This window comes from Pseudophaeobacter sp. TrK17, from assembly GCF_042192375.1.
Lineage (GTDB): Bacteria > Pseudomonadota > Alphaproteobacteria > Rhodobacterales > Rhodobacteraceae > Pseudophaeobacter.
Genome location: NZ_CP071700.1, coordinates 4,077,709 through 4,102,629, shown reverse-complemented (window position 1 = coordinate 4,102,629; position 24,921 = coordinate 4,077,709). Strand labels below are relative to the sequence as shown.

The window sequence follows — 24,921 nt, the reverse complement described above, 5'->3', positions numbered from 1 at the left end:
TGAAATTTGGAGTGACCCTATGGTCGGAATAGCAGGCATCCTGGTAATTTTTGTCATGGTATTCGGTGGGTATCTACTGGCCGGCGGCAAGATGGGGATTATTCTCAAGTCGCTTCCCTTTGAGATGATGATGATTGGCGGTGCCGCAGTGGGTGCCTTTCTGATCAGTAACGATATGGGCGGCATCAAACACACCCTGAAAGACCTCGGGAAGGTCTTCAAAGGGGCCAAGTGGAAATCCGATGATTATCGGGATCTCCTTTGCCTTCTGTTCTCGCTGATCCGTATTGCCCGGGCCAACCCGGTCGAGGTGGAGCAGCACATTGAAGACCCTGAAAATTCCTCGGTCTTCAACAAATACCCCAAGATCCTGGCAGATGGCGAAGCGGTGAACCTGATTTGTGACACCATGCGCTCTGCCTCGATGAACTACGATGACCCGCATCAGGTCGAGGAAGTTCTGGAAAAACGCATGGAGGCCAATCACCACCATGCGCTGCATTCCAGCCACGCTCTGCAAACCATGGCAGACGGTCTTCCGGCGCTTGGGATTGTTGCGGCTGTTTTGGGTGTTATCAAAACCATGGCCTCGATCGACCAGCCGCCAGAGGTTCTGGGTAAGATGATTGGTGGCGCGCTTGTTGGGACGTTCCTTGGGGTTTTTCTGGCCTATGGTCTGGTTGGTCCCTTTGCTGACAAGGTAAAAACCATCACCGAGGAAGACTCCCACTTTTACAAATTGATCCGCGAAGTGCTGGTTGCGAATCTTCACAACCATGCGGCTGCGATCTGTATCGAAGTTGGTCGCCAGAACACGCCTTCGCATATTCGCCCCGGTTTTTCTGAACTGGAAGAAGCCCTTAGATCGGTAAAACAGGACGCAGCATGATTTGGCGCGCATTTGCGATAGCCGCCACAGCGTTGGCGGCGGGCTCCTCTGCCCAGGCTGAGACCATCATCGCCCGCTCAGGCGAGCATGATGGCTTCTCGCGCCTGGTCATGCGCCTGCCGGATGGGGTGCAGTGGACGCTTAACCAATCTGGGCGTACCGCAAGCCTAAAAATTAATTCGTCTACCGCTGTATTTGACACCTCGCGGGTTTGGAACCTGATCCCCCGCGATCGTCTGCAGGGCCTGACACAAAGCGGCCCTGGTCAGCCTCTGCGGATGGAATTGGGCTGTGACTGTGAAATCCAGTCCTATCTGCAAAGGGATGGCTATCTGGTTGTCGATATCACAGATGGCAGCGGTGCGCCGGTGGCGTCCAATCCGGTACAGAGCAATTTTGGCGCTTTGACGCTTGGCTCTCCGGTGGAATCTGTCGCCCCAGAGCCGTCCAGGGTGCCTTCAGCGGTTGCTGGATACCGGTTCAACCTGTCCCAGGGGGCTATCGCGGATGCCCGCATGGCGTTGAATCTGAAATCTGCCATCAGTGCTGATCGCGGCGGACAAGTTAGCCGACAACAGCCAGAGCCCGAACCGGAACCTGTCAAGACGACCAAGGAAATGATTGCCGAGTCCGCTCGTTTGGCTGAACCCGAACCGGTCGGGTCGCGCGGTGCTGCGGTTCTGGCTGCTGGACTGGATGCGGAACTGGGTCTGAACCAAACACCGGCCACCCCGGAACCTGTGGCAGAGGACGAGGCCGCAGCGCAAGAAACTGCGGAAGTCTTGGATGAACTGCCCGAGATGAATTTGCTACTCAATATGGATGAAACCGCGCGGGCTGCGGCGGTGAACGCTTCAGAGCAGCGGTTGCTGCAACAGATTGGCAGGGCAGCGAACCAGGGTTTGCTGGATGTGGCACGGTCAGGGGATGCGGATGGCAGTCGGCCATTGGAGCTGCTGGGGCGGGCAGATCGCCCCCTGAACCCGCTGGACAATATTTCTGTGACCTCGGCCATCGACCGCGAGACCGGGTTGATTGCGCGCGCGACCACGGATTCCAACATTGATGACCACTGTCTGCCGGATCGCCGAATCGCTATTCACACCTGGGGCAACGACAGCCCCTTTGCGGATCAGCTTGGCCCGTTGCGTGGTGCCTTGGTGCGTGAATTTGATGACGTAAACCCAGCTGGTGTGCGGGCTCTTGCCAAGCTTTATCTCTACTTTGGCTTTGGGGCCGAAGCTCGGAGCATGTTGTCGATGCTGCCAGAAGAACGGATCGACGCCGAGCAACAGGCCACGCTTATGGCGATGGCAGATCTGATGGATGGCAAAGGGATCGGCATCAATCATCCGTTTTCGGGGCAGCAGGGTTGCAATGGGCAAACCGCGCTTTGGTCGGTGCTGGCAGATGGTAACATCCGCAAAACGGCCAATACCGATGCAATTCAGCAGGCCTTTGCCAAGCTGCCTGTGCATCTGCGGGTGAATTTTGGCCCCCGTCTCAGCTCGATGTTTGCTGAATCTGGTGATCTTCATATTGCCGAAGCGATTTTGCGCTCCGTCAGCCGCACAGGGGCGGAATTTGTGCCGGAGATCAACTTGGCCGAAGCCGCAATTGCAGAACTGGAAGGCGATACCGAGGTGGTGGCAGAAAAGCTCACCGAAGAGGTCGCCGAGCGTACTGAAAGCGCGCCCACGGCTTTGATTGATTTGATTGAGCTCAGCTATAACGAACGCAAAGCCCTGTCTCCGGATGTGCCAGAGCTGATCGCCTCCTATGAACTGGAGAGCCGCGATACCCCTCTGGGTGGGCCTCTGCGCAAGGCCGGTGTGGTGTCCCTGGCCTTGACCGGAGAGTTCGCGCAGGCTTTTGACAAGTTGAACCAGGTCACCCGGCGCGATGGGCCAGCGGCGCGGGCTGATGTGCTTGATCCGCTGATGACACTGCTGACCGAACGGGCAGATGATGTGACCTTTCTGCAGTATGGTCTGGTGTTTGCCGGTCAATCGACCGCCGCCGAAGCTGGCCCGGTGGCTGAGCTGATGGCACGTCGCCTGCTGGATCTGGGGTTTGCGGAACAGGCGCAGTCCTTGCTGCAGAAACTGGCGCTGGAGCCTGAAAACAAGGATCGCCGCCTGATGATGGCCGAAACCGCGCTGGCGCTGGGCAAACCCCATAACGCGCTGGTGGAATTGATGGGGCTTGAGGGATCGGAAGCCAATCGGATGCGGGCCGCAGCCCTGTGGCGCAACGGTGAATTTGCGCGCTCTGGCGAGTATATGCTGGGAGAAGACAGCAACGCGGCTGCCCGTGGCTTCTGGCACTCGGAAGACATGGAGGCGATCGAGACCATGGCGCCTGCTGAGGATGCGCCCTTTGGACAGGTTGCCACGGTGACCAGCCAGATTTCCGAAACCAGCCAGGATCCCGAAGGTCTGTCGCCGCTGGCCCATGCACGGGCTCTGGTCGAGAGCAGCATCGGCACCCGTGACAATATTCTCGACCTGCTCAATAGGGTCGATTCTGCAAATGCCCCCCCTGTTGAATAGGGGCCAGGCTGAATAAGGGCCAGTTCGGGGCGCTTTTGACGTGTTGATGAAGTTGCGAAAGGCCGCCTCTTGGGGCGGCCTTTCGCTGTCCTGCTAACACTTTGTCAACTGTCTGAAACTACCTTGGATTTTAGATTAATCCGCGATTGGACAGGCAGAATGCCGTTAGCTATCAGAACTTCAGATCGACGCATGTCGCGGTCTTTGAACCACAGGTCTCCCCCTGCCGCCTCGGGGCGGCAATTTGGGGCGATATCCAGTGCTGCTCAGACCGGGGCAAAATATGCCGTGGTCTTGAAGGGGACACCTTTCAAAACTTTTGAACGCAGGGCCTGCGCCGGAAGCTCCACCCCGTGTGGGGGGCTTTGGCATGTCCGCAAAGACCACATCGTCCTCAACAGCCTGATTGCTCCAGAACAAGAGAATGCTCGTGCCTAAATTTACCGTTCAACAGCTTTTTAGCCCGACAGTGCTTTTGGCGCTGGCTCTGATGGCGATCATCGTGATGATGATCCTGCCCATGCCAGCCTGGGTACTGGATGTGGGCCTTGCCGCGTCATTTGGCCTGGCGATCCTGATCTTCACCATTACCCTGTTCATCGAGCGGCCGCTGGATTTCTCGTCCTTCCCGACGATCCTGCTGGCCTCCTTGATGCTGCGCCTGTCGCTGAACATTTCGTCAACCAAGCTGATCATCGGCCAGGGTCATACCGGCACAGATGCGGCCGGCGATGTGATCCAGGGCTTTGCTCAGTTTGTCATGAGCGGCAGCGTGTTTCTGGGTCTGGTGACCTTTGGCGTTCTGCTTATTGTTAACTTCATGGTCATCAACAAGGGCGCGGCCCGGATGGCCGAAGTTGGTGCACGTTTTGCCCTGGACGGGATGCCGGGCAAACAGATGGCGATTGACGCCGACATGTCGGCAGGCGCGATCGACCATGCCACCGCCAAGGAACGCCGCGAGAACGACCAGAAAGAAACCACCTTCTTTGGCTCGCTGGATGGGGCGTCGAAATTTGTCAAAGGGGACGCGGTTGCCGGTCTGCTTATTACGCTGTTGAACCTGGTGATGGGTCTGGTGATGGGCGTTATTGTCCACGGGATGCCAGTTGCGACGGCTTTTGAAACCTATGCAATCCTGACTGTTGGGGATGGGCTGGTTTCGCAGATACCATCGGTCATCATCTCGATTGCTGCGGCGCTGTTGCTGGCCCGTGGTGGGGCCACCGGCGCGACCGATATCGCGCTGATGGATCAGTTTGGCAAACACCCGGCGGCCCTGGCCACGGTTGCGGTGCTGATGGTGATGTTTGCGCTGGTCCCTGGCCTGCCGTTCCTGCCCTTTGTTATCGGGGGGGCGGTTCTGGGCTTTGCGGCCTATCGTATTCAGGTGAAAATCAAGGCCAAAGAAGACGCCGAAATCGAAGACGAGATGGAGGAAACCGCCAATCCAACGCCGAGCAAGGCGCTGGGCGATATCCTTGATCTTGACGATTTGCACCTGGAGTTTGCCCCGGATCTGGTCAGCATGGTGCTGGATGCCGGCACCGGGTTGGACGCGCGTATCGCCAACATGCGGACCCATATTGCCACCAGCTTTGGCCTGATTTTGCCAGAAATTCGCCTCACAGATCAGGCGGATCTGGTGCGCGGAACCTATGTGGTGAAAGTGCAGGGGGTCGAACAGGTGCGGGGGACGCTACACCCGGATATGGTCCTGGCCTTGATGCCCGACAACCATAGTGCGCTGCCCCCAGGGACGGACGTAACCGAACCCGTATATGGCGCGCCAGCCCGCTGGATTAATGCGGCGCAACAACAGGATGCTGTTCTTGCTGGGGCCACGGTCGTGACCCCGCCGGAAATACTGGCAACGCATCTTCTGGAAGTGATCAAGCAGAACTTTGCCCGCTTGCTGACCTTCAAATCCCTGCGCCGCCTGCTGAATGAAATGACCGAACTGTCGGATCCGTTCCGCGCCGAAGCCAACCGCAAGCTGCTGGAGGATCTGGTGCCTGACAAGGTGCCATTGGATACCCTGCATGCGGTCCTGCGCCTGCTGTTGGAAGAGCGGGTGTCGATCCGCAATATTCCTCTGATTCTGGAGGCCATTGCAGAGGCACGCATCCACTCTACCCTGCCAGAGGTAATCTGCGAACAGGTGCGTCAGCGCCTCGGTTTCCAGCTGGTTGCCGAGATGAAACGCGAAGATGGCACCATCCCGCTGATCCAATTGGCGCCAGAGTGGGAGGATACCTTTTCGACCTATCAGGTGGATGTCAGCGCCGGCAATCTCGATGTGGCCCTGCCGCCTGATATGTTCAACCGCTTGGCAGAGGGTCTGAGCGAGCGCCTGAACACTGTGACAGAACAGGGCGTCTTTGCCGCCGTGGTGACCTCTACCCGCCGCCGTCGCTATCTGCGCACCATTCTGAAATCCCGTGGCATCACCAATCCGGTGCTCTCGTTTGAGGAAATTGGTCTGGAAGCCCGCCCCGCATTGGTTGGAATGGTTGCCGCATGACACTGCTGGATCTGCCTCCAGAGTTGCGGGCGTTTCTCGGAGCGAGTTTCTGGCATTTTGCCATTGTCTTCTTGCGGGTTGGAGCCATGACCTCGGTGCTGCCGGCCTTTGGCGAACAATATGTTCCGATGAATATTAAGCTGGCGATTGCCGTTGCTTTTACCTTTGTCGTGGCGCCGGCCTTGCCCCTGTTTCCAGAGCCGACATCACCGCTGCATTTTGCCGGTTTAGCCACCAGCGAGGCCATTGTTGGCCTGGCCTTGGGGATCTCGGTGCGGCTGTTTCTCATGGGGTTGCAGATCGCTGGCACAATTGCAGCGCAAAGCACCTCCCTGTCGCAGGTTCTGGGCAATATCGGCGCCGATTCCCTGCCGGCAATGGGGGCAGTGTTGCTGGTGTCAGGCCTGGCGCTGGCGGTGATGATGGGGCTGCATGTCCGGGTGGCGGAGTTTTTGATCTATTCCTACCAGATTTTTCCGCTCGGCGATTACCCTGCGCCCGCCGGTTTTTCCGAATGGGGCATACACCGGATCGCCCGCGCGTTCTACATGGCCTTCACCCTGGCGGCGCCTTTTCTCATTACGGCGGTGATCTACAATCTGGCGCTGGGCGTGATCAACCGTGCCATGCCTCAGTTGATGGTGTTCTTTGTTGGTGCGCCGGTAATCACCTTTGGTGGACTGTTCATTCTGATGGTTGCCAGCCCGATGATCCTGGATGTCTGGATGCGCGAGATGATGACCTTTTTTGCTGATCCCGGAGGTGGCCTGTAATGAGCGGCGACGACGATTCAGACAAGTCATTTGAGCCAACGGAGGCCAAGCTGCGCAAAGCGCGGGAGAAAGGTGAGGTTGCCAAATCAACCGACCTTTCCGTCGCCGCCGCCTATATGGGGTTGGTCGTCGCCTTATATGCGGCTGGCCACGGTATGGTGACCGAATTCGGCACTGTGTTGATGTCAATTATCGACCAGCCCGACCGGCTGGCGAAACAGCTGTTTTCCGGCAATGGAACGCCACCGGTTGGCGGCATGATTGCGGCACTGGTCTGGCCTTTGCTGCCGCTGTTTATCATTCCCTTTGTGCTGGTTCTGTTGTCCATCGTCGGCCAACGGGCACTGGTCTTTGCGCCGAGCAAGCTTGAACCAAAGATGTCGCGGCTTTCGATTATTTCCAACGCCAAGAACAAGTTTGGTCGTGCTGGGCTGTTTGAGTTTGGCAAAAGCGCCTTCAAGCTGATGATCTATTCGATCTGTCTTGGGGTTTATCTCAATAACCGGATGCCCGAGATGATCGCTTCGTCGGCAACCGGGGCCTCTTCGGTGATCAAGATGCTGGCAGAGCTGGGAATGGAGTTCCTGGTGATTGCCTTGCTGATCTCGATCACCATCGGGGTGGTGGATGCGATTTTCCAGCACGATGAACATCGCCGCAAGAACATGATGTCACGCAAGGAAATCCAGGACGAAAACAAGGATGCCGAAGGCGATCCCCATATGAAGGGTAAGCGCCGTCAAAAAGCCATGGAAATTGCCACGGGTCAGATGATGGCTGCGGTGCCAGAGGCCAGCGTTGTGATCGTCAACCCGACCCACTATGCGGTAGCGCTGAAATGGGAGGGCGGTGCCGGTACGGCGCCGGTCTGCGTGGCCAAAGGTGTGGATGAGGTCGCGGCGACCATTCGCCGGATCGCCAATGAAAACGCCATTCCGATCCACAGTGATCCGCCAACGGCGCGGGCACTTTACGCCACCATCGGGATCGGTGACGAGGTTGAAGAAGAATATTATGCACCGGTGGCCGCGGCGATCCGCTTTGCTGATGAGATGCGGGAACGCGCCAAGGGAGGTCTGTGATGAAACAAAAGATGGCCATGCTCAAACAGATGGCTGCTGTCACCGAAGCGCAGTATCTGAAAGAACACGCCAAAATCAAACCCATCCTGGACCAAGAGGCGCGGCTGCGTGGCCAGTTGACCAAATTGGAGGCCCAGGTTCGTGAGGCCCGTTCAGAGGCTGATAGCGACATGCCGATGAAGGCGCTGGGGGCTGATCTGTTGTGGGAGGGCTGGCATTTGAACACACGCCGCAACCTTAACATGCAGCTGGCGCAGGTCACCGCCCGCAAACTGATGGCGATGGATCGTCTGCGCCAGACCTTTGGCCGCAAAACCGCCGTGGGTGATATGGCAAAGACTGAAAAACGGCGGCTGAAAACAGCCCGCGCAAAATCCCTGGAGGCGCAATTGCTCGGGCTTTGAGCTCCTGCGGCAGCCTTTGCTCGGCTGACCGGGGCCAAGGCGATATGCTGGGTCTAATAAGAACAGCCGGAGCAAACCTTTGCCTCATGTTCAGCCAGCGACGGGCCCGAGCCCAGAGAGAGCAAGTTGCCGTTAAGCGGTGAATGTCTGCTTGGACGTTTGGGTAACCGAGCCTGCGTTCTGGCCGCTGTTTGAAAATGCATCGACACTCAGGGCGGAAAGTGTGAGCCTGCTTGTCTTGCGTTTTTGCTTTGGAAGGATACGTCTTGCTTCTATCGATCCAGGCCCATCTCATCTACAGATCTGAGCACCCCTGCGATTTATTGCTGCAGATCGAGGCGGCGCAGGATACCGAGCAGCGCTTGCAGAACACGCAATTTTGCCTCTCACCCGTTGTTGAAACCAGTATTGTTTCCGGTGAAGAACAGGTCGGAACAAGGCGTTGGCTCCGCGTGGCCGGTGAATTTGAATGCATGTATCAAACGCAGGTCGTGGTGGATCGAAAAACAGCTGTATTGGCTGAGCTCGCGGCCACAGAGCTGCGCCAGCTTCCCAGCGAGGTCACAAAGTTCCTTATGCCCTCACGATATTGCCATCCAGAAGACTTCGCCAATTCTGTCCCAGCTTTGTTTGGGGCGGCCTCTGGTGGCCGGTTGATTGTGGCAATGTCCGATTGGATAGAGAATCAATTCACATATGACAGCTTTGCAAGCCATGGTCTGACAACCGCAACGGACAGTTTTGGGGCTCGTGCAGGCGTTTGTCGCGACTATGCACATGTTTTGATCGCAATGGCGCGTTCCGTGGGTATTCCCGCCCGATTTGTGAGTGCCTATGCACCAGATGTTACGCCCCAGGATTTTCATGCTGTGGCAGAGGTTTATCTAGAAGGTCAGTGGCATTTGGTTGACCCGACGGGCATGGCAAAAGCGAGTGAAATTGCGCGCATTGGTGTGGGCAGAGACGCTGCAGACGTCTCTTTTATGACGTCCTACGGCAGTATGTTGCTCAAAAAACAGGCAGTTAATGTGGCGCGCAGCGTATAATTCAACACTTCCATTTGCCAAACCTTCATAAACCCTTAACGTGTTTCTATGGATTTAGAACGTCTCCACTTTGATGAAATGCTTTTGGGTTCAGATGGCGTCCGCGCTCCATACGCCGAATACCAAAAGTGGTTTGCAAACGAAGACCCTGCGCGTCTTTCAAAGAAATCAAAGGAAGCCGAGGCGTTTTTCCGACGCACAGGCATCACCTTTAATGTCTATGGCCAAGCCGCCGCCCAAGAACGTCTGATCCCGTTCGACTTGATCCCTCGCATTATTGCAAACCGCGAGTGGACCAAATTGTCCAAAGGGATCAAGCAACGAGTAGGTGCAATCAATGCCTTTTTGCATGACATCTATCACCGACAAGAAATTCTACGTGCGGGGATCGTGCCGACCGAACTGATTTCGCGCAATGAAGCGTTCCTGCCGCAGATGATCGGGTTCACGCCACCGGGTAAAGTGTACACCCACATCGTCGGCACCGATCTTGTGCGCACGGGTGAGGATGATTTCTACGTGCTCGAAGACAACGCCCGAACACCGTCGGGTGTGTCTTACATGCTCGAAAATCGCGAAACGATGCTGCATATGTTTCCCGAACTGTTCAGCCAGATCAAAGTTCAGCGCGTGAGCGACTACCCCAAAAACCTGCGGCGCTCGCTTGCGGCCTGTGCGCCCGAGCGCTGCGCTGGCAAGCCCACTGTGGCCATTCTGACGCCAGGAATTCACAACTCCGCCTATTTTGAGCATTCGTTTCTGGCTGATCAGATGGGCGTCGAGCTGGTGGAAGGGCATGATTTGATGGTTGTGGACGGCCACATCGCGATGCGCACGACCAAGGGCTATAAGAAGATTGATGTGCTGTATCGCAGGGTCGATGATGATTATCTTGATCCACTGAATTTCAACCCAGACTCTATGTTGGGTGTGCCGGGGATCATGGATGTCTACCGTGCCGGAAACATCACCATTGCCAACGCGCCAGGGACGGGCATTGCTGACGATAAAGCGATCTATTCCTACATGCCCGACATCATCGAATTTTATACTGGTGAGAAGGCAATTTTGAAAAACGTCCAGACCTGGCGGTGTTCAGAAGCGGACTCGCTGGCCTATGTCCTGGATCATCTGGCAGAGCTGGTGGTGAAAGAGGTTCACGGATCGGGCGGGTATGGGATGCTGGTTGGGCCAGCAGCCAGCAAGAAAGAGCTGTCATCCTTTGCTGCCAAACTGCGCAGAAACCCAGGCAACTATATCGCGCAGCCGACCTTGTCTTTGTCGACAGTGCCCATCTTTGCCAAAAAAGGGCTTGCGCCGCGTCACGTTGATTTACGGCCCTTTGCCCTGGTGTCACCGGACAGTATCAACATCGCCCCGGGCGGTCTGACCCGCGTGGCATTGAAGGCCGGTTCCCTGGTGGTCAACTCCAGCCAGGGTGGCGGCACCAAAGATACTTGGGTTCTGGAGGACTAGCAGGATGCTTGGAAAAACCGCTGGTGGTCTCTATTGGATGTTTCGCTTTTTGGAACGCTGCGAAAACACCGCACGCCTTGTCGAAGCCGGGTTCCGCATTGCGCTGACGCGATCCAATGATCCAGCCTCAGAATGGAAATCCGTTGTGACCACGGCGGGCGCCCGTAGCCATTATGACGCAAAATATGATTCCTACGAGGCGGCATATGTGGTGGATTTCCTGCTGCGAGATCCCGGCAATCCGTCGAGTGTTCTCTCAGCTGTCGAAAAAGCACGAACCAACGCCCGTATGGTTCGAACCGCGTTGACCACAGAAGTCTGGGAAGCGGTCAATGAAGGCTGGATGGGCCTGAAAAAGACCCTCAAGTCACCTGTAAAAGAAACGGACCTGCCAGCTGTGCTCGGAGAAATTCGCCGCCATAGCGCATTGGTCCGCGGTGCTATGCACGGCACCATGCTGCGCAATGATATTTATGATTTCACCCAAATGGGCATCGCATTGGAACGGGCAGACAATACGGCACGGATCATTGATGTGAAGTATTACACATTGCTACCGTCATCCAGTTTTGTCGGATCCGCTTTGGATAATGTGCAGTGGGAAACCATTTTACGCTCGGTTTCTGCGCACCGGTCTTTTCGCTGGCTCAATGATGAAAACATGACGCCCGCCAGCGTCGCTGATTTCCTCATTCTGGATCCCCGCTTTCCACGGTCCCTGTCCTTTTGCAGCCGAATTCTGGAAGAAAGTCTCGGATTTCTCGCCAAGGATTATGGCACCCGTCTGACATGTCACGACATGATCAGCGCACAGCGCGACAGGCTGCGTGCGCACACGATTGCAACGGTTTTTGACGAGGGGCTGCATCAATTCATCACAGCCTTTATCGACGATATCAACGCGATCGGGCAGCAGATTGAAACAGACTATCGGTTCATCGGATAAGCGTTTGAGACTATGAAACTGGAAATCTCACATACGACCAAATACACCTACGATGCGCCGGTGTCTTATGGCTTGCAACAAGTGCGCTTGATCCCGACGTCCACCAAGCATCAAACGGTTCTGGACTGGAATGTCTCGATTTCCGGCGGGGTTCAGGAGCTTGAGTTTCAGGATCAATATCAAAACCAAACGCTATTGGTTCAAGCCAATGCAGGCACGACGGAAGTCTCTGTTCAGGTCTCAGGCGTGGTCGAAACCCATTCCTCTGATGGTATTTTCGGCAAAGTTTACGGCAAGGCGCCGCTTTGGCATTTTTGCCAAACAACGCCGCGCACCACACCTGGGCGCGGCATTCGCAAGCTGGCCAAACATATAAAGGCCAAAGGCGATACGCTGAGCGATCTCCACGTATTGTCACAGGAAATTCTTGCAGCGGCCCCGTATGGCGAAGCAAACACCTTTGCAGGAACCAGCGCCGAAGAGGCGCTGAAGGCCGGTGGTGGCGTTTGTCAGGACCACGCGCAGATCTTCGTTGCAGCGGCGCGGGTGGCAGGCATTCCTGCGCGCTATGTCAGTGGATATCTCATGATGGACGACCGGATCGATCAAGATGCCAGCCACGCCTGGGCCGAGGCCCATATTGAGGGGCTGGGATGGGTCGGCTTTGACGTCTCCAATGGTATTTCGCCGGATGAGCGATATGTCAGGATCGCAACGGGCCTTGATTCACGGGATGCGGCGCCAATTACGGGCATTCGCAGGGGAGCTATGGACGAGACGATGATTGTATCGCTGCAAATTCAGCAATAGATACGGTACACTGTTTCGAACTCTCTACCCCGTACTGGACCAAAACAATGACCTATTGCGTCGGACTACGATTGAACAAGGGCTTGGTTTTCATGTCCGACACCCGCACCAACGCAGGCGTAGATAACTTCTCGGTTACGCGGAAAATGTTCACATGGGATGTTCCCGGCGAACGGGTCATCACGCTGATGACATCGGGAAACCTTGCAACTACCCAATCATTGATCAGCCTTCTAGAGGAACGGTCAAAGGTCACAACGGAACGCAGCCCCTCCATATTGGAACTGCCGACGATGTTCGAGATCGCCCGGCTTGTTGGCTCGACATTGCGAGAGGTGATTGCCCATAGCCATTCCGAGGGCCAGCAAGCATCGTCAAAATTCAAAGCCTCGGTGATTGTAGGGGGCCAGATCAAAGGCGGGGCACCTACGATGTTTATGATTTACCCCGAAGGCAATTTTATTGAAATCACTGACGACAATCCGTTTTTCCAGATCGGCGAAGCCAAATACGGCAAACCAATCCTTGTACGGGCCTACGATCCCGAGATGTCATTTGAAGACGCTGTTAAGCTGCTGATCGTCTCGTTTGATTCAACAATAAAGGCCAATCTGTCTGTTGGGCTGCCCCTTGATCTGCACGTCTATTTCCAAGACAGCTTTGTCGCCACCCCCAGGCCACGGATCGAAGTGGACGATGCCTATTACCAAGCGGTCTCCTCAAGCTGGGGTGACGCCCTGCGCAACGCGCTGGCGCAATTACCTAGCTATCAGATCGACTGAGCAGATATCTAAAGCGGCATTGCGCCAACAAAGAGGACGGTGAGCAAGCTCCGCAGAGCAGCAGGTCGTGGCGGTCTCTTGCCGGGTGAATGTTGGTGTGCAGGAATGCCCGCTCTCCTGCTTATTAGCACTGTTTTGCTGGCCCACTTCAGGAAACGCTGATGACGGTTTGAAAGAGCGGCGCGGGGGCGAAACAAGTCTTGCACCCTCGCGTGGTTCTGCCCAAATAGAGCCTATGCAGAAAACGCTTCTTTGTCTTGGATGTGGATATACAGCGCGCCACCTGGCGTCGCAGCTGTTGGCGCGCGGCTGGCGGGTGATTGGCACCGCGCGGGAGCCGGTTGCGGTCCCAGGTGTGGACATGCTGACCTGGCCGGGAGAGGATATTCCTTTGGCCGGGGTGACCCATGTGCTCAGTTCTATCGGGCCAAATGAGCGCGGCGACCCTGTTTTGGCTCACTTGCGCGACGAGATAGCTGCTGCGGCTGCCCATTTTGAATGGGTCGGGTATTTGTCGACCACAGCGGTCTATGGCGACCGGGACGGCGGTTGGGTGGATGAAACCACACCGGTTGCGCCGACCAGCGAACGCGGCACCTGGCGCAGCCTGGCAGAGCAACACTGGCAGCAGATCCCTGACCTGCCGCTGCATATCTTTCGTCTGGCGGGGATCTACGGCCCTGGGCGCGGCCCCTTTGCCAAGCTGATGGCGGGCAAGGCGCGGCGCATTGTCAAACCGGGACAGGTGTTTTCCCGCATTCATGTGGATGACATTGTGCAGGCACTGCTGGCCTCGATTGATCAGCCGAACCCGGGCGGGATCTATAACCTTTGCGATGATGACCCGGCCCCGCCACAGGACGTTCTGGGCTACGCCGCAGAGTTGCTGGGCCTGCCCGTGCCCGCCGAGGTGCCCTTTGATGAGGCCGGCATGACCCCAATGGCGCGCAGTTTTTACGGCGAGAACAAGCGCGTCCGCAATAATTGCATCAAAGGTGAGCTTGGGGTCGAGCTGCTGTATCCAAGCTACCGAGAGGGGTTGCAGGCGGTGCTTGCAGCAGAAGATATGGAGCGCTTTGTGCCCCCTTCGGAGCCGCCAGCGTTGTAGCAAATGGGGATTATGCATCTGTTCTTTGTGCTGCTGAATTTCAGAACACTTGGGCGGCTCGGTGCCCGGATCAACTGGAAGCATCCCAGCGTTTTGGACCAGCTTTGGGAGCAACAACCATTTGCGAGAAAATTTGACGTTGTGTGTGGTTCCGCGGTGTTTTCCAAGCGGGCGGTGCTGTTGAATTTTGCAGTAGTAAACCCAGAGAAACTGCCGGTCTATTTACTGGGTGACGATCAAATTGCGGAGCAGATACAAAAACTGAACGCGGGTAAGGCCGCGTCTATCTATCGGTTTTTCTGCAAAATGTCTGGATACGACTAGGCGAGGTGGTTCGGTCGAACCTGTCCATCAAGGCAAGTTCTGTCCTCGTGTTTTCCAATTTTACGCCCGCTTCTCTCCAATCGACGCAACGCCCAATACTTCCAGCACCTTGGCTTCGATTTGGGGGGCGTTCATCGCGGCGGTCTCGTACATGTCTTTGGGGCTGGCTTGGTCGATAAACGTATCGGGCAGCACCATGGAGCGGAATTTGAAGCCCGCGTCGAATACGCCCTCATCTGCCAGCAGCTGCGCCACATGGGAGCCAAAGCCGCCTACGGCGCCCTCTTCAATGGTGATCAGCGCCTCGTGGTCGGCCACCAGATTCAGGATCATCTCACGGTCCAGCGGTTTGGCAAAACGGGCGTCGGCAATGGTTGGCGTGATGCCCTTGGTCGACAGGGCTTCAGCGGCCTTGCGGGTTTCGCCCAGACGGGTGCCAAAAGAGAGCAGCGCCACGCGTTTGCCCGTTTGGATCATCCGGCCCTTGCCGATCTCCAGCAGTTGCGGCTCTTCCGGCATTTCCACACCTTCGCCCTCGCCACGGGGATAGCGGAAGGCGATGGGGCCTGCGTCATGGGCGGCGGCGGTATGGACCATATGCACCAGCTCTGCCTCGTCGGCGGCGGCCATCACCACCATACCGGGCAGGTTGGACATAAAACCAATGTCGAAGGAACCGGCATGGGTGGCACCATCGGCCCCCACCAGGCCAGCGCGGTCGATGGCAAAGCGCACGGGCAGGCGCTGGATGGCGACGTCATGCACCACCTGGTCATAGCCACGCTGCAAAAAGGTGGAATACATCGCACAAAACGGCTTCATCCCGCCGGCCGCCAGCGCGGCGGCAAAGGTGACGCCGTGCTGTTCGGCTATGCCCACGTCAAAGCAGCGTGACGGATAGCGTTCCGCCATCAGCGACAGGCCGGTGCCATCGGGCATGGCGGCCGTGACGGCGCAGATCTTGTCGTCCTTGGCGGCAAGTTTCACCAGCTCATCGCCAAAGACACCTGTGTAGGAGGGCGCGTTGGAGGGGGCTTTTTTCTGCTCACCGGTGACCATGTCAAATTTTGCGGTGGCATGGCCCTTGTCACGGGCTGTTTCAGCCGGGGCATATCCCTTGCCCTTTTTGGTCAGCACGTGGATCAGGATCGGCCCGCGCGCGCGGGCCTTGACGGTGCGCAGCACTGGCAGCAGCTGATCCAGATCGTGGCCATCAATAGGGCCGATGTAGGAAAAGCCGAGGGATTCAAACATGGTGCCGCCAACGGCCATGCCTTTGAGCATGTCTTTGGCGCGTTTGGCGCCTTCGCGGAAGGGTTCCGGCAGCAGCGATGCGGCGCCCTTGGCAACGGCTTTCAGCTCTTGGAAGGGTTCTTCGGCATAAAGCCGTGACAGATAGGAGGACAGCGCGCCAACCGGCGGTGCGATGCTCATCTCATTGTCGTTGAGGATGACGATCATGCGCTTGTCCAGATGACCAGCGTTGTTCATCGCCTCAAAGGCCATGCCGGCCGACATCGCCCCATCGCCAATCACTGCAATTGCTTCGCCCAGACCTTCGGGCACCACGCCGCCCAGATCGCGGGCCACCGAGAACCCCAGCGCCGCAGAGATCGAGGTGGAGCTATGGGCAGCGCCAAAGGGATCATAGGGAGATTCGGAGCGTTTGGTGAAGCCCGACAGCCCGCCCTTGGTGCGCAGGGTGCGGATACGATCACGGCGTTCGGTCAGAATTTTATGGGGGTAGCTTTGATGCGAGACATCCCAGATTAGCTTGTCCCGTGGGGTGTTGAACACCGCATGCAGCGCCACGGTTAGCTCTATCACGCCCAGCCCCGCACCCAGATGGCCACCAGTGGTTGAGACCGCCGAAATGGTCTCTTGCCGCAGCTCATGGGCCAGCTGCACCAGTTGGGCATCACTCAGCCCTTTCATATCCGCAGGGCGCGCGATCTGGTCCAGAAGCGGGGTAGTGGGCCGGTCAGACATGATGTTTCCTTGTGGCGGGCGGGGCAATCGGGCCCCGGTGTCAGCTGTCACGCGCAATAACGAAGCGGGCGGTCTGCTTCAAGGTTTCTCCAGCGACCCCATAGGGAGCCAGGGCGCTGCAGGCCTCGTCGACCAGATCCCGAGCGCGCTCTTTGGCAGGCTCCAGTCCCAAGAGCGAGACAAAGGTCGCCTTGCCGGCAGTGGCATCTTTGCGCAGGGCCTTGCCAACCTTTTCAGCGTCTCCTTCCACATCCAAGATGTCATCGGCAATCTGAAATGCAAGGCCAAGAGCGGTTGCATATTGCCACAGAGCGCGGGAATCGTCGCCGGCAATCACTGGCCCAACGGTGGCAGACCAGTTGATCAGGCAGCCGGTTTTACGGTCCTGCAGGCGGGTGATCTGTTCCAGGGTCAAAGGGGTTGTGGCGGTTTCTGCATCAATATCCAGCATCTGCCCCTGTACCATGCCAGAGCGGCCAGCGGCGCGGGCCAGGAGCCGGATGAGCTCCAGCGCGTTGGGGCCGAATTTTGCATCGGCCAACAGATCAAAGGCCATGGTTTGCAGGGCATCGCCTGTCAGCACCGCTGTTGCCTCGTCCCATTTTTTATGGACCGTCGGCAGGCCACGGCGCAGATCGTCGTCATCCATGCAGGGCAGATCATCATGCACCAGCGAATAGGCGTGAATGCATTCAATCGCGACGGCCGCATCCAGGGCGGCTTCGGCATCAACGCCGTGCAGGCGCGCACTTTCCAGGGCCAGAAATCCGCGCAGCATCTTGCCGCCCATCACCGCATGCAGCATTGGCTGTCCCAGGGTGGACTGCACAGGAATAATCGCGCTCAAGCGGGCAGAGATCTCTTGTTGCGCCTGTTTCAGCGCCACGGTGAACGAGGCAGCCATGCTGTTAGCCCGCGTCCAGAGCCTGGGTTGCAACCGGTGTGCCGCTGGCGTCCAGCGTCAGGGAGGCGACCTTCTCTTCGGCGCGCTTCAACTCATCTTCGCAGCGTTTCTTGAGCTTGGCACCCCGTTCATACAGCGCGATCGAGGCATCCAGTGCCACATCGCCGCGTTCCAGTTGGCCAACCACAGTTTCCAGCTCGCGCATGGCCTGCTCAAAGCTCATCTCTTCTACGGAGGGGGCGGTGGGTTCGGTCATGTCGCTGCCTTTATCAATTCTTCCACATGTGCGCGCGTGGCCTGCGCTAGGGCGTTCAGATCATATCCGCCTTCCAAAGTCGAGACGATACGGCCCTGACACAGCTCCTCTGCCAGAGCGCAGAGTTCAGCCGTGAGCCAGGCAAAATCGGTCGTGCTCCAGTTCAGACTGGCCAGCGGATCATCGCGGTGGGCGTCAAAGCCGGCCGAAATGATTATCAGCTCTGGTTTAAAGGCGCGCAGCCGTGGAAAAGCCTGGCCTTCATAGGCGGCGCGCATTTCAGGGCCAGCAGAATCGGGTGCCAGTGGCATGTTGAGAATTTGGCCATATGCGCCGTCTTCATCCACCCGCCCTGAACCGGGCCACAGCGGCATTTGCTGGCTGGTGACAAACAGGGCGCGGGGCTCGTCCCACAATAGATCCTGGGTGCCGTTGCCGTGATGCACGTCAAAATCCACCACCGCGACTCGTTTCAGGCCGTGATGATCCAGGGCATGTTTGGCGGCCAGTGCAGCGTTCCCAAACAGGCAAAACCCCATGGCGGTCTCTGTTTCGGCATGGTGTCCCGGTGGGCGAATGGCAGCAAAGGCGTTTTGAACCTCGCCTGTCAGTACCAGATCCACGGCGCGTACCGCAGCACCGGCGGCGCGAAAGGCCGCGTCTAGTGAACCGGGGGACAGGAAGGTATCGCCATCAATCTGTGCATAGCCTTCGATTGGGCGGGCGCTGCGCAGGGCGCGCAGATGATCCACAGGATGGATGCGCAGGACGTCATCCTCGGCCGCCATCGGCGCGGCAACACGTTTCAGATCCAGTGTTTCCAGCGCGTGTAGGACGTGTTCAAGGCGGGCCACCTGTTCGGGGTGCCCCTCTGGTGTGTCATGGCGCAGGCAATCAGCGTGGGTGATCAAAGCGGTTGTCATTTTGGCATGTTCCAGAGCGTCAGAGTGAACAACAGGGGCAGCATTGCCCACAGGGTGCCAGCAAAGGGATCAGTTAGAAAGGGCGAGCCTTTCGGAGCGACGGTCCCTGATCAATCAGGCGCAAGCATATAGCCGGCACCGCGGACAGTTTGCAGGTATTGCGGCTGTTTTGGGTTCGGCTCGATCTTGCGGCGCAGCCGGGTGATCTGAACATCCACAGCGCGCTCCTGTGCCTGGCCACGGTCCCGGCCCAGATCTTCGACCAGTTTGGCACGGCTCACGGGGTCTCCGGGGCAGGCCGAAAAGATCTTCATCAGTTGGCTTTCGGTGCCGGTCAACCGCACCAGATCATTGCCCTGCCACATCTCTCCGCGTTCGATATCATAGCGGATGTCGCCAAGATGCAGCACCTTGGGGGCGCTGTCCTGCGCCGAGGTGTCCGGCACCCGGCGCAGGATCGCATTGACCCGCAGCAGCAGTTCCTTGGGTTCAAAGGGTTTGGGCAGATAGTCATCCGCGCCGGCCTCAAATCCGGTGATACGGTCCTCTGTCTCGCCCTTAGCGGTGAGCAGCAGGATTGGCGTGGTCATGGTTTCGCGCAGGGATTTGGTCAGCGAGATACCGTCCTCGCCCGGCATCATCACATCCATGATGATCAGATCAAAATCGAGCCCGGCCAAGATCCGGCGGGCATGGGCTGCGTCCCGTGCCGCAGAGACCAGAAACCCGGCCCGCACCAGAAATTTCTTCAGCAATCCGCGAATGCGTTCGTCATCGTCAACAATCAGTAGGTGCGAGTCAAAGGTGGTCATGATCCGGTTTCCCGCAGATTGATATAGGCCCGGCGCATATCTGCATCCATCATCGCCTCCAATACCTTCTTGAACCCCTGGACGGCCTCGGGTCCGGCATCCTTATAGGCGGCGCGCATGCGGGCGCGCTGGGCATCCGAAAGCTTGGCCTCCAGCTGTCTGCCTTCCTCGGTGAGGTGCAGGTGGCGTTCGCGTTTGTCGGTGACCCCGACCCGGCTTTCGACCAACCCATCGCTGATCAGGGTGCGCAGAACCCGGTTGAGCGATTGTTTGGTGACGCCCAGGATGGTCAGCATGTTGTTTACCGTGGTCCCGGGGGCGCGATTGATAAAGTGAATGGCGCGGTGATGGGCACGCCCATAAGACATCTGTGCCAGAATGCGGTCGGGATCGGCTGTAAAGCCGCGATAGGCAAAGAACATTGCCTCGATCCCCTGGCGCAATTGTTCATCGGTCAAAAACAACAGGCTTTCGCCGCCATAGCCCTGGCTGGATCGCCCCATTGACCGTCCGCTTGAGCTGCCTTCTGCCATGGTGCGTTTCCTCTGCTCGCCGTGCGTCCCTGCCGGTCAGTTTATGTCAGCTATATTGACATTCCAAGAGTGAAGATGTATCGAATCGCAGCTTTGGCGCAACAATATGTCCACTTCGGTCATATTTAGCGCAACTTATGAAAATACAACTGCTTTGAGGAGGCTGTGGCATGGCTGGATATGATGATCGTGACGGCTTTATCTGGATGGACGGAGAGCTGGTCGACTGGCGAGATGCAAAGGTGCACGTCCTGACCCATGCGATGCACTATGCGTCTTCGGTGTTTGAAGGTGAGCGCGCCTATAACGGCAAGATCTTCAAAAGCCGCGAACATTCCGAGCGGCTGATTGCCAGTGCTGAGGCGCTGGACATGCCGATGCCCTATTCGGTGGATGATATCGAAGCCGCCAAAGAAGAGACCCTTAAGGCCTCGGGGCTGCAGGACGCCTATGTGCGGGCTCTGGTCTGGCGCGGCTCTGGCGAAGACATGGGTGTCGCCTCGGCGCAGAACCCGGTGCGCATGGCCGTGGCAGTCTGGGGTTGGGGGGCCTATTATGGCGATGCCAAGATGCAGGGCGCCAAACTGGACATTGCGGAATACAAGCGCCCCAGCCCCGAGACAATCCCGGTGCATGCCAAGGCGGCGGGTCTTTATATGATCTGCACCATTTCCAAGCATAAGGCTGAGGCCAAAGGCTGTTCGGATGCCCTGTTCATGGATTATCGCGGCTATGTGGCTGAGGCGACCGGCGCCAATATCTTCTTTGTGAAGGACGGCGAAGTGCACACGCCGCTGGCAGATTGCTTTCTCAATGGGATTACTCGTCAGACCGTGATTGCGATGCTCAAGGAAAAAGGCATCACCGTGCATGAACGTCGCATCCTGCCCGAGGAGATGGAAGGGTTTGAACAGTGCTGGTTGACCGGCACCGCGGCTGAGGTCACCCCTGTTGGAGAAATCGGCCCCTACACATTCGAAGTCGGTGAGATGACGCGCGACATCGCTGCAGCTTATGAAGCGATGGTGCGTAGTTAATCGCAGCTGCTGTTGTTAAAATGAAAAAGCGCGGAAGATACCTTCCGCGCTTTTACTGTATGAGCATCTGGCGATGCGGTTGCCGCCTGTGGCCGCTTCATATGGCCAATAATATCCCGAACGCGAGGCAGAGCCTCGCAAATTACTTCGGCCTTATTGAACTTCTGTTGTCACCTCGACGTTGCCCTGTATCGCATTGGAGTAGGGGCAGATCTTGTGACCTGCTTCGACGATGCGTTCGGCCTGGGCCGCGTCAAGCCCGGGCAGGGTCACAACAAGGGCGACACTCAGACCAAAACCACCCTCGGGTTTGGGGCCAATTCCCACATTTGCAGTGACCGAAACCTCGGCGGGAACCTTGGCCAGGCTTTCATCCTGCGTCGTGGCAAATTGCATGGCGCCAATGAAACAGGCGGAATATCCGGCGGCAAAAAGCTGCTCTGGATTGCTGCCTTTGCCGTCCCCGCCCAGGGCAGGTGGCGCCGCCAGAACCAGATCGAGACCAGATTCTGCAACTGTGGCGCGGCCATTGCGGCCTCCGGTGGCTGTGCCTTGGGCGGTATAAAGAGGGGAGATGCTCATGGTGGTGTCCCTGTTCTGAGTTTAATCGTGCAAGAGTATATCGTGTGCGATTTATATTAGGTCTAACCGGGGTCAGTGGCAAGGGGTTGCAGTTTGATCGTGTGCGATTTACCTGTCGAGGATGACGCACCGACCCCTTCACCTTGATGACCTGCTGTGCTTTGCGCTCTATTCAGCCAACAATGCCATGGGGCGGCTGTATCGGCCGCTGTTGTCGCAATATGGGCTGACCTATCCGCAGTATCTGGTGCTTGTCGCCCTGTGGCAGCAGGACAGCCAGAAGGTGAATGATCTGGGCAGCGCATTGAACCTGGAGTCAAATACGCTCACGCCTTTGTTGAAACGCATGGAGGCGGCCGACCTGATCACGCGCAAGCGTAACCCTGAGGATGAGCGCAGTGTGATTGTCTCATTGGCTGCTAAAGGTCTTGCCTTGCAGAACGAGGCGGCAACTATCTCGCGCTGTATTTTGGACGCGGCGGGGGATGATCTGGCTGACCTGATTTCGTTACGCGACAAGATCCAGGAGCTGGCACTGCGGTTGAACGCAAAGAGCCAGACCTAAAAGAACGCGGCCTTCGCCTGGCGCTGGCGAAACCTGAGCCGGGAGGGCAGGGCGGGCTTACCCGCCTTTGGGGTCGGTCAGTGATTTGGCCTTGCCACGGACCAGGCCAAGGCGGCTTTCACGCCAGATCACCAGAATATTGCCCGCAATCACCAGGCTGGCCCCTGCCAGCATCACAAGTGTTGGCAGTTCTGCAAACCAGACATAGCCAAGGACAATCGCAAACAGCATCGAGACATAGTCATAGGGGGCCAGCATCGACGCAGGTGCAAAGCGGTAGGACGAGGTGATCAGGATCTGCGCCACGCCGCCGATAATCCCGGCGCTGATCAACAGAAGAAGTGTCGTCAGATCCGGCATGACCCAGCCAAACGGCAGGGTCAGCAGCGACAGCAGGGATGCGGTGACGGAAAAGTAAAACACAATTGCGGCAGTTTGCTCTGTCATCACCATCCGGCGAATGTGAATTTGTACAAACCCACGCGCCACTGTGGCGCCAAGAATCAGCATGACCCCGACAAAGGCGGTGCTGGACATATCCATGCCGCTGGACAGCCGCGGATAGATCATGATCAACACACCGAGCAGGCCAATCCCAACAGCACTGATACGTACCAGGCGTATGCGCTCTCCCAGAAAGACGGCGGCCAGGATCAGGGTAAAGATCGGCGTCGCATAGCCAATGGCCGTGACCTCTGGCAGGGGCAACATGCCCAGTCCCATAAAGGTCATTGCCATCGCCGAGGTGCCAACCAGACCGCGCATCACATGTCCCATGGGGCGCGTGGTCTTGAGCCCGTGTTTCAGATCACCGCGCATGGACAGCCAGACAACAATGACGGGAATGGCAAAAAAAGAACGAAAAAACACCGCTTCGCCGGCTGGAACCACATCGGACACCGACTTGATCACGGCAGAGAGGCCGGTAAACAGCCCAATGGCAGCAACCTTGAGGGCGATGGCAAGCAGAGGTCGATGCGATGTTAAGGATGTGGCCATGAGCAGGACCCTGCGCCCCTGCGACAAAAAGATCAATGGGTTGATTTCCCTATCAGCCCCGGCGCAGATTGCGCCAAAAGTTGAGGAGCCCTTTCAATGTATGATGAAAACCATTTGATTTCACAGCTATATGCGGCCTGTGAAGGGCATGAAACCCGCAACTTTGCGACCTTTCCGGCCCGTGCCAGCGTCACTTTTGGAGAGCTGTTTGCCGGCGCTGAGCGCACTGCGGCGGCCCTGGTGGTCATGGGCGTTCAGCCCGGCGACCGGGTGGTGGTGCAGGTTGAAAAAACCATCGAGGCAATCCAGCTCTATCTTGGAACAGTCATGGCGGGTGGGGTGTTTTTGCCGTTGAACACCGCCTACACAGTGCCGGAGGTGGCTTATTTCCTGGGCGATGCGACGCCTCGCGTGTTGGTCTGCGACCCGGCGCGGCGCGATGAGATGGAACAAATCGCTGGCGCGGCGCGGGTTGTGACGCTGGATGGCACGGGGCTGGGCACGCTGACAGATGCCGTGGTGGGCCGCGGGCGGTTTGAACCGGTGCCGCGCGGGCCAGATGATCTGGCGGCCATTCTGTATACTTCGGGTACCACCGGGCGCTCCAAGGGGGCGATGCTGAGCCACGATAACCTGGCCTCAAACTCGCTGACCCTGCGGGACTATTGGCAGTTCACCGACGCGGATGTGTTGATCCACGCCTTGCCGATTTTTCATACCCATGGGCTGTTTGTGGCCACCAATGTCGCGCTGTTTGCCGGTGCACGCGTGGTGTTTCTGTCTGGGTTCAACGCGGATCAGATTCTGGAGGCGATGCCACAGGCGACGGCCCTTATGGGGGTGCCAACCTTCTACACCCGCCTGTTGCAGGATCCGCGCCTGACACCGCAGCGGGCGGCGAATATGCGGTTGTTCATTTCTGGCTCGGCGCCGCTGCTGGTGGACACCCATGAGCAGTGGCAGGCCCGCACCGGGCATCGCATTCTGGAACGTTATGGGATGACCGAAACCAATATGAGCACTTCCAACCCCTATGAGGGTGAGCGTCGCGCCGGTACAGTGGGCTTTCCGCTGCCCGGCGTTGAGGCCCGTATTTTGGACCAGGGGCATGAGGTCGCCAGTGGTGAAACAGGCGTGCTGGAAGTGCGCGGGGCCAATGTGTTTCAGGGCTATTGGCAGATGCCCGAAAAGACCGCAGAAGAGCTGCAGGCAGATGGTTGGTTCATCACCGGTGATCTCGCCCGGCAAGACGCGGATGGCTATATCACCATTGTGGGGCGGCAAAAGGATCTGGTGATCACTGGCGGCTTTAACGTCTACCCCAAAGAGGTCGAAAGCCTGATCGACGATCTGCCCGGCGTGCTGGAAAGCGCCGTTATTGGCGTGGCTCATCCCGATTTTGGCGAGGCGGTGGTGGCCGTTGTTGTGCCCGAGGCGGAAGGGAGCATCACTGCCGCAGCAATCGCCCAAGCGCTCTCTGTTCGGTTGGCCAAGTTCAAACAGCCCAAACAGATCGTGCTGGTGTCCGAACTGCCGCGCAATACCATGGGGAAGGTGCAGAAAAAGGCGCTGCGCGAGGATTACGCCGATTTGTACGCCTAATAG

Annotated in this window: 24 protein-coding genes; 16 read left to right on the top strand and 8 right to left on the bottom strand. The window is 57.6% G+C overall.

The window, feature by feature from the left end; translation table 11 throughout:
• The first annotated feature begins 19 nt into the window (after window positions 1-19).
• The 13 genes from motA (at window position 20) to JZI28_RS19505 (ending at window position 14,716) form a co-directional block, all read left to right on the top strand.
• Complete coding sequence (motA, locus tag JZI28_RS19565; RefSeq protein WP_295449254.1) at window positions 20-889, top strand: flagellar motor stator protein MotA; 870 nt, start codon at window positions 20-22, stop codon at window positions 887-889.
• Window positions 886-3,441 (top strand): hypothetical protein, encoded by a 2,556-nt coding sequence (locus JZI28_RS19560; RefSeq protein WP_375698681.1) that lies wholly within the window; start codon window positions 886-888, stop codon window positions 3,439-3,441. Before motA ends, JZI28_RS19560 begins: the two co-directional genes overlap by 4 nt.
• A 490-nt stretch (window positions 3,442-3,931) precedes the next feature.
• Entirely contained in the window at window positions 3,932-5,965 is a 2,034-nt protein-coding gene (gene flhA, locus JZI28_RS19555) for a flagellar biosynthesis protein FlhA (protein ID WP_375700131.1), read from the top strand.
• Window positions 5,962-6,738: a flagellar biosynthetic protein FliR gene (locus JZI28_RS19550; RefSeq protein ID WP_295449245.1), complete on the top strand. Its 777-nt coding sequence runs from the start codon at window positions 5,962-5,964 to the stop codon at window positions 6,736-6,738. Before flhA ends, JZI28_RS19550 begins: the two co-directional genes overlap by 4 nt.
• Window positions 6,738-7,820, top strand: a complete 1,083-nt coding sequence (gene flhB, locus JZI28_RS19545) for a flagellar type III secretion system protein FlhB (RefSeq protein ID WP_295449242.1) — start codon at window positions 6,738-6,740, stop codon at window positions 7,818-7,820. Before JZI28_RS19550 ends, flhB begins: the two co-directional genes overlap by 1 nt.
• Window positions 7,820-8,224: a hypothetical protein gene (locus JZI28_RS19540; protein WP_295449239.1), complete on the top strand. Its 405-nt coding sequence runs from the start codon at window positions 7,820-7,822 to the stop codon at window positions 8,222-8,224. The genes flhB and JZI28_RS19540 overlap by 1 nt, the downstream gene beginning before the upstream one ends.
• Before the next feature lie 266 nt (window positions 8,225-8,490).
• On the top strand, window positions 8,491-9,270 hold the full coding sequence (locus JZI28_RS19535; RefSeq protein ID WP_375698680.1) for a transglutaminase family protein: 780 nt from the start codon (window positions 8,491-8,493) through the stop codon (window positions 9,268-9,270).
• A gap of 48 nt (window positions 9,271-9,318) precedes the next feature.
• On the top strand, window positions 9,319-10,746 hold the full coding sequence (locus JZI28_RS19530) for a circularly permuted type 2 ATP-grasp protein (protein WP_297339926.1): 1,428 nt from the start codon (window positions 9,319-9,321) through the stop codon (window positions 10,744-10,746).
• Window positions 10,747-10,750: 4 nt separating this feature from the next.
• Entirely contained in the window at window positions 10,751-11,692 is a 942-nt protein-coding gene (locus tag JZI28_RS19525; RefSeq protein ID WP_375698679.1) for an alpha-E domain-containing protein, read from the top strand.
• Window positions 11,693-11,704: 12 nt separating this feature from the next.
• Window positions 11,705-12,502, top strand: coding sequence for a transglutaminase domain-containing protein (locus JZI28_RS19520; RefSeq protein WP_375698678.1), 798 nt, complete (start codon window positions 11,705-11,707; stop codon window positions 12,500-12,502).
• 47 nt (window positions 12,503-12,549) lie between these two features.
• A complete protein-coding gene (locus JZI28_RS19515) occupies window positions 12,550-13,284 on the top strand; it encodes a peptidase (protein ID WP_375698677.1) in 735 nt (244 codons plus the stop codon).
• 235 nt (window positions 13,285-13,519) lie between these two features.
• On the top strand, window positions 13,520-14,392 hold the full coding sequence (locus JZI28_RS19510; RefSeq protein ID WP_375698676.1) for an SDR family oxidoreductase: 873 nt from the start codon (window positions 13,520-13,522) through the stop codon (window positions 14,390-14,392).
• Between the two features lie 12 nt (window positions 14,393-14,404).
• The gene (locus JZI28_RS19505) at window positions 14,405-14,716 is read left to right on the top strand and encodes a hypothetical protein (protein WP_375698675.1); all 312 of its coding nucleotides are present in this window, start codon (window positions 14,405-14,407) and stop codon (window positions 14,714-14,716) included.
• Between the two features lie 60 nt (window positions 14,717-14,776).
• Here JZI28_RS19505 and dxs read toward each other — a convergent pair whose 3' ends face one another.
• From dxs to JZI28_RS19475, 6 genes are all read right to left on the bottom strand, one after another.
• Entirely contained in the window at window positions 14,777-16,705 is a 1,929-nt protein-coding gene (gene dxs / locus JZI28_RS19500; protein WP_375698674.1) for a 1-deoxy-D-xylulose-5-phosphate synthase, read from the bottom strand.
• 40 nt (window positions 16,706-16,745) lie between these two features.
• Window positions 16,746-17,609: a polyprenyl synthetase family protein gene (locus JZI28_RS19495; RefSeq protein ID WP_375698673.1), complete on the bottom strand. Its 864-nt coding sequence runs from the start codon at window positions 17,607-17,609 to the stop codon at window positions 16,746-16,748.
• Between the two features lie 4 nt (window positions 17,610-17,613).
• Complete coding sequence (locus tag JZI28_RS19490; protein WP_295449213.1) at window positions 17,614-17,865, bottom strand: exodeoxyribonuclease VII small subunit; 252 nt, start codon at window positions 17,863-17,865, stop codon at window positions 17,614-17,616.
• Window positions 17,862-18,788 carry a histone deacetylase family protein gene (locus JZI28_RS19485; RefSeq protein ID WP_375698672.1) on the bottom strand — a complete coding sequence of 309 codons (927 nt, stop codon included), beginning with the start codon at window positions 18,786-18,788 and terminating at the stop codon, window positions 17,862-17,864. The genes JZI28_RS19490 and JZI28_RS19485 overlap by 4 nt, the downstream gene beginning before the upstream one ends.
• A 110-nt stretch (window positions 18,789-18,898) precedes the next feature.
• Entirely contained in the window at window positions 18,899-19,600 is a 702-nt protein-coding gene (locus JZI28_RS19480; RefSeq protein ID WP_297339932.1) for a response regulator, read from the bottom strand.
• A complete protein-coding gene (locus JZI28_RS19475) occupies window positions 19,597-20,133 on the bottom strand; it encodes a MarR family winged helix-turn-helix transcriptional regulator (RefSeq protein WP_295449205.1) in 537 nt (178 codons plus the stop codon). The genes JZI28_RS19480 and JZI28_RS19475 overlap by 4 nt, the downstream gene beginning before the upstream one ends.
• Before the next feature lie 170 nt (window positions 20,134-20,303).
• Between JZI28_RS19475 and JZI28_RS19470 the strand changes: the two genes are divergently transcribed.
• Complete coding sequence (locus tag JZI28_RS19470; protein ID WP_297339933.1) at window positions 20,304-21,170, top strand: branched-chain amino acid aminotransferase; 867 nt, start codon at window positions 20,304-20,306, stop codon at window positions 21,168-21,170.
• A 153-nt stretch (window positions 21,171-21,323) separates the two neighbouring features.
• Here JZI28_RS19470 and JZI28_RS19465 read toward each other — a convergent pair whose 3' ends face one another.
• Complete coding sequence (locus JZI28_RS19465) at window positions 21,324-21,752, bottom strand: organic hydroperoxide resistance protein (protein WP_295449201.1); 429 nt, start codon at window positions 21,750-21,752, stop codon at window positions 21,324-21,326.
• Window positions 21,753-21,873: 121 nt separating this feature from the next.
• Here JZI28_RS19465 and JZI28_RS19460 point away from each other — a divergent pair, with 121 nt between their 5' ends.
• Window positions 21,874-22,317 carry a MarR family winged helix-turn-helix transcriptional regulator gene (locus JZI28_RS19460; RefSeq protein WP_375698671.1) on the top strand — a complete coding sequence of 148 codons (444 nt, stop codon included), beginning with the start codon at window positions 21,874-21,876 and terminating at the stop codon, window positions 22,315-22,317.
• Between the two features lie 57 nt (window positions 22,318-22,374).
• Here the strand turns inward: JZI28_RS19460 and JZI28_RS19455 are convergent, their stop codons facing one another.
• Window positions 22,375-23,316 (bottom strand): DMT family transporter, encoded by a 942-nt coding sequence (locus JZI28_RS19455; protein ID WP_295449197.1) that lies wholly within the window; start codon window positions 23,314-23,316, stop codon window positions 22,375-22,377.
• 96 nt (window positions 23,317-23,412) lie between these two features.
• On the opposite strand from JZI28_RS19455, the gene JZI28_RS19450 reads away from it, so the two are divergent.
• The gene (locus JZI28_RS19450) at window positions 23,413-24,918 is read left to right on the top strand and encodes a malonyl-CoA synthase (protein WP_375698670.1); all 1,506 of its coding nucleotides are present in this window, start codon (window positions 23,413-23,415) and stop codon (window positions 24,916-24,918) included.
• The last annotated feature ends 3 nt before the right edge of the window (window positions 24,919-24,921 follow it).

What these genes read in the sequence shown, in the direction of transcription:
- motA (WP_295449254.1), top strand. Translation starts at nt 20, where the DNA reads ATGGTCGGAATAGCAGGCATCCTGGTAATTTTTGTCATGGTATTCGGT.
- JZI28_RS19560 (WP_375698681.1), top strand. Translation starts at nt 886, where the DNA reads ATGATTTGGCGCGCATTTGCGATAGCCGCCACAGCGTTGGCGGCGGGC.
- flhA (WP_375700131.1), top strand. Translation starts at nt 3,932, where the DNA reads ATGGCGATCATCGTGATGATGATCCTGCCCATGCCAGCCTGGGTACTG.
- JZI28_RS19550 (WP_295449245.1), top strand. Translation starts at nt 5,962, where the DNA reads ATGACACTGCTGGATCTGCCTCCAGAGTTGCGGGCGTTTCTCGGAGCG.
- flhB (WP_295449242.1), top strand. Translation starts at nt 6,738, where the DNA reads ATGAGCGGCGACGACGATTCAGACAAGTCATTTGAGCCAACGGAGGCC.
- JZI28_RS19540 (WP_295449239.1), top strand. Translation starts at nt 7,820, where the DNA reads ATGAAACAAAAGATGGCCATGCTCAAACAGATGGCTGCTGTCACCGAA.
- JZI28_RS19530 (WP_297339926.1), top strand. Translation starts at nt 9,319, where the DNA reads ATGGATTTAGAACGTCTCCACTTTGATGAAATGCTTTTGGGTTCAGAT.
- JZI28_RS19525 (WP_375698679.1), top strand. Translation starts at nt 10,751, where the DNA reads ATGCTTGGAAAAACCGCTGGTGGTCTCTATTGGATGTTTCGCTTTTTG.
- JZI28_RS19520 (WP_375698678.1), top strand. Translation starts at nt 11,705, where the DNA reads ATGAAACTGGAAATCTCACATACGACCAAATACACCTACGATGCGCCG.
- JZI28_RS19515 (WP_375698677.1), top strand. Translation starts at nt 12,550, where the DNA reads ATGACCTATTGCGTCGGACTACGATTGAACAAGGGCTTGGTTTTCATG.
- JZI28_RS19510 (WP_375698676.1), top strand. Translation starts at nt 13,520, where the DNA reads ATGCAGAAAACGCTTCTTTGTCTTGGATGTGGATATACAGCGCGCCAC.
- JZI28_RS19505 (WP_375698675.1), top strand. Translation starts at nt 14,405, where the DNA reads ATGCATCTGTTCTTTGTGCTGCTGAATTTCAGAACACTTGGGCGGCTC.
- dxs (WP_375698674.1), bottom strand. Translation starts at nt 16,705, where the DNA reads ATGTCTGACCGGCCCACTACCCCGCTTCTGGACCAGATCGCGCGCCCT.
- JZI28_RS19495 (WP_375698673.1), bottom strand. Translation starts at nt 17,609, where the DNA reads ATGGCTGCCTCGTTCACCGTGGCGCTGAAACAGGCGCAACAAGAGATC.
- JZI28_RS19490 (WP_295449213.1), bottom strand. Translation starts at nt 17,865, where the DNA reads ATGACCGAACCCACCGCCCCCTCCGTAGAAGAGATGAGCTTTGAGCAG.
- JZI28_RS19485 (WP_375698672.1), bottom strand. Translation starts at nt 18,788, where the DNA reads ATGACAACCGCTTTGATCACCCACGCTGATTGCCTGCGCCATGACACA.
- JZI28_RS19480 (WP_297339932.1), bottom strand. Translation starts at nt 19,600, where the DNA reads ATGACCACCTTTGACTCGCACCTACTGATTGTTGACGATGACGAACGC.
- JZI28_RS19475 (WP_295449205.1), bottom strand. Translation starts at nt 20,133, where the DNA reads ATGGCAGAAGGCAGCTCAAGCGGACGGTCAATGGGGCGATCCAGCCAG.
- JZI28_RS19470 (WP_297339933.1), top strand. Translation starts at nt 20,304, where the DNA reads ATGGCTGGATATGATGATCGTGACGGCTTTATCTGGATGGACGGAGAG.
- JZI28_RS19465 (WP_295449201.1), bottom strand. Translation starts at nt 21,752, where the DNA reads ATGAGCATCTCCCCTCTTTATACCGCCCAAGGCACAGCCACCGGAGGC.
- JZI28_RS19460 (WP_375698671.1), top strand. Translation starts at nt 21,874, where the DNA reads ATGACGCACCGACCCCTTCACCTTGATGACCTGCTGTGCTTTGCGCTC.
- JZI28_RS19455 (WP_295449197.1), bottom strand. Translation starts at nt 23,316, where the DNA reads ATGGCCACATCCTTAACATCGCATCGACCTCTGCTTGCCATCGCCCTC.
- JZI28_RS19450 (WP_375698670.1), top strand. Translation starts at nt 23,413, where the DNA reads ATGTATGATGAAAACCATTTGATTTCACAGCTATATGCGGCCTGTGAA.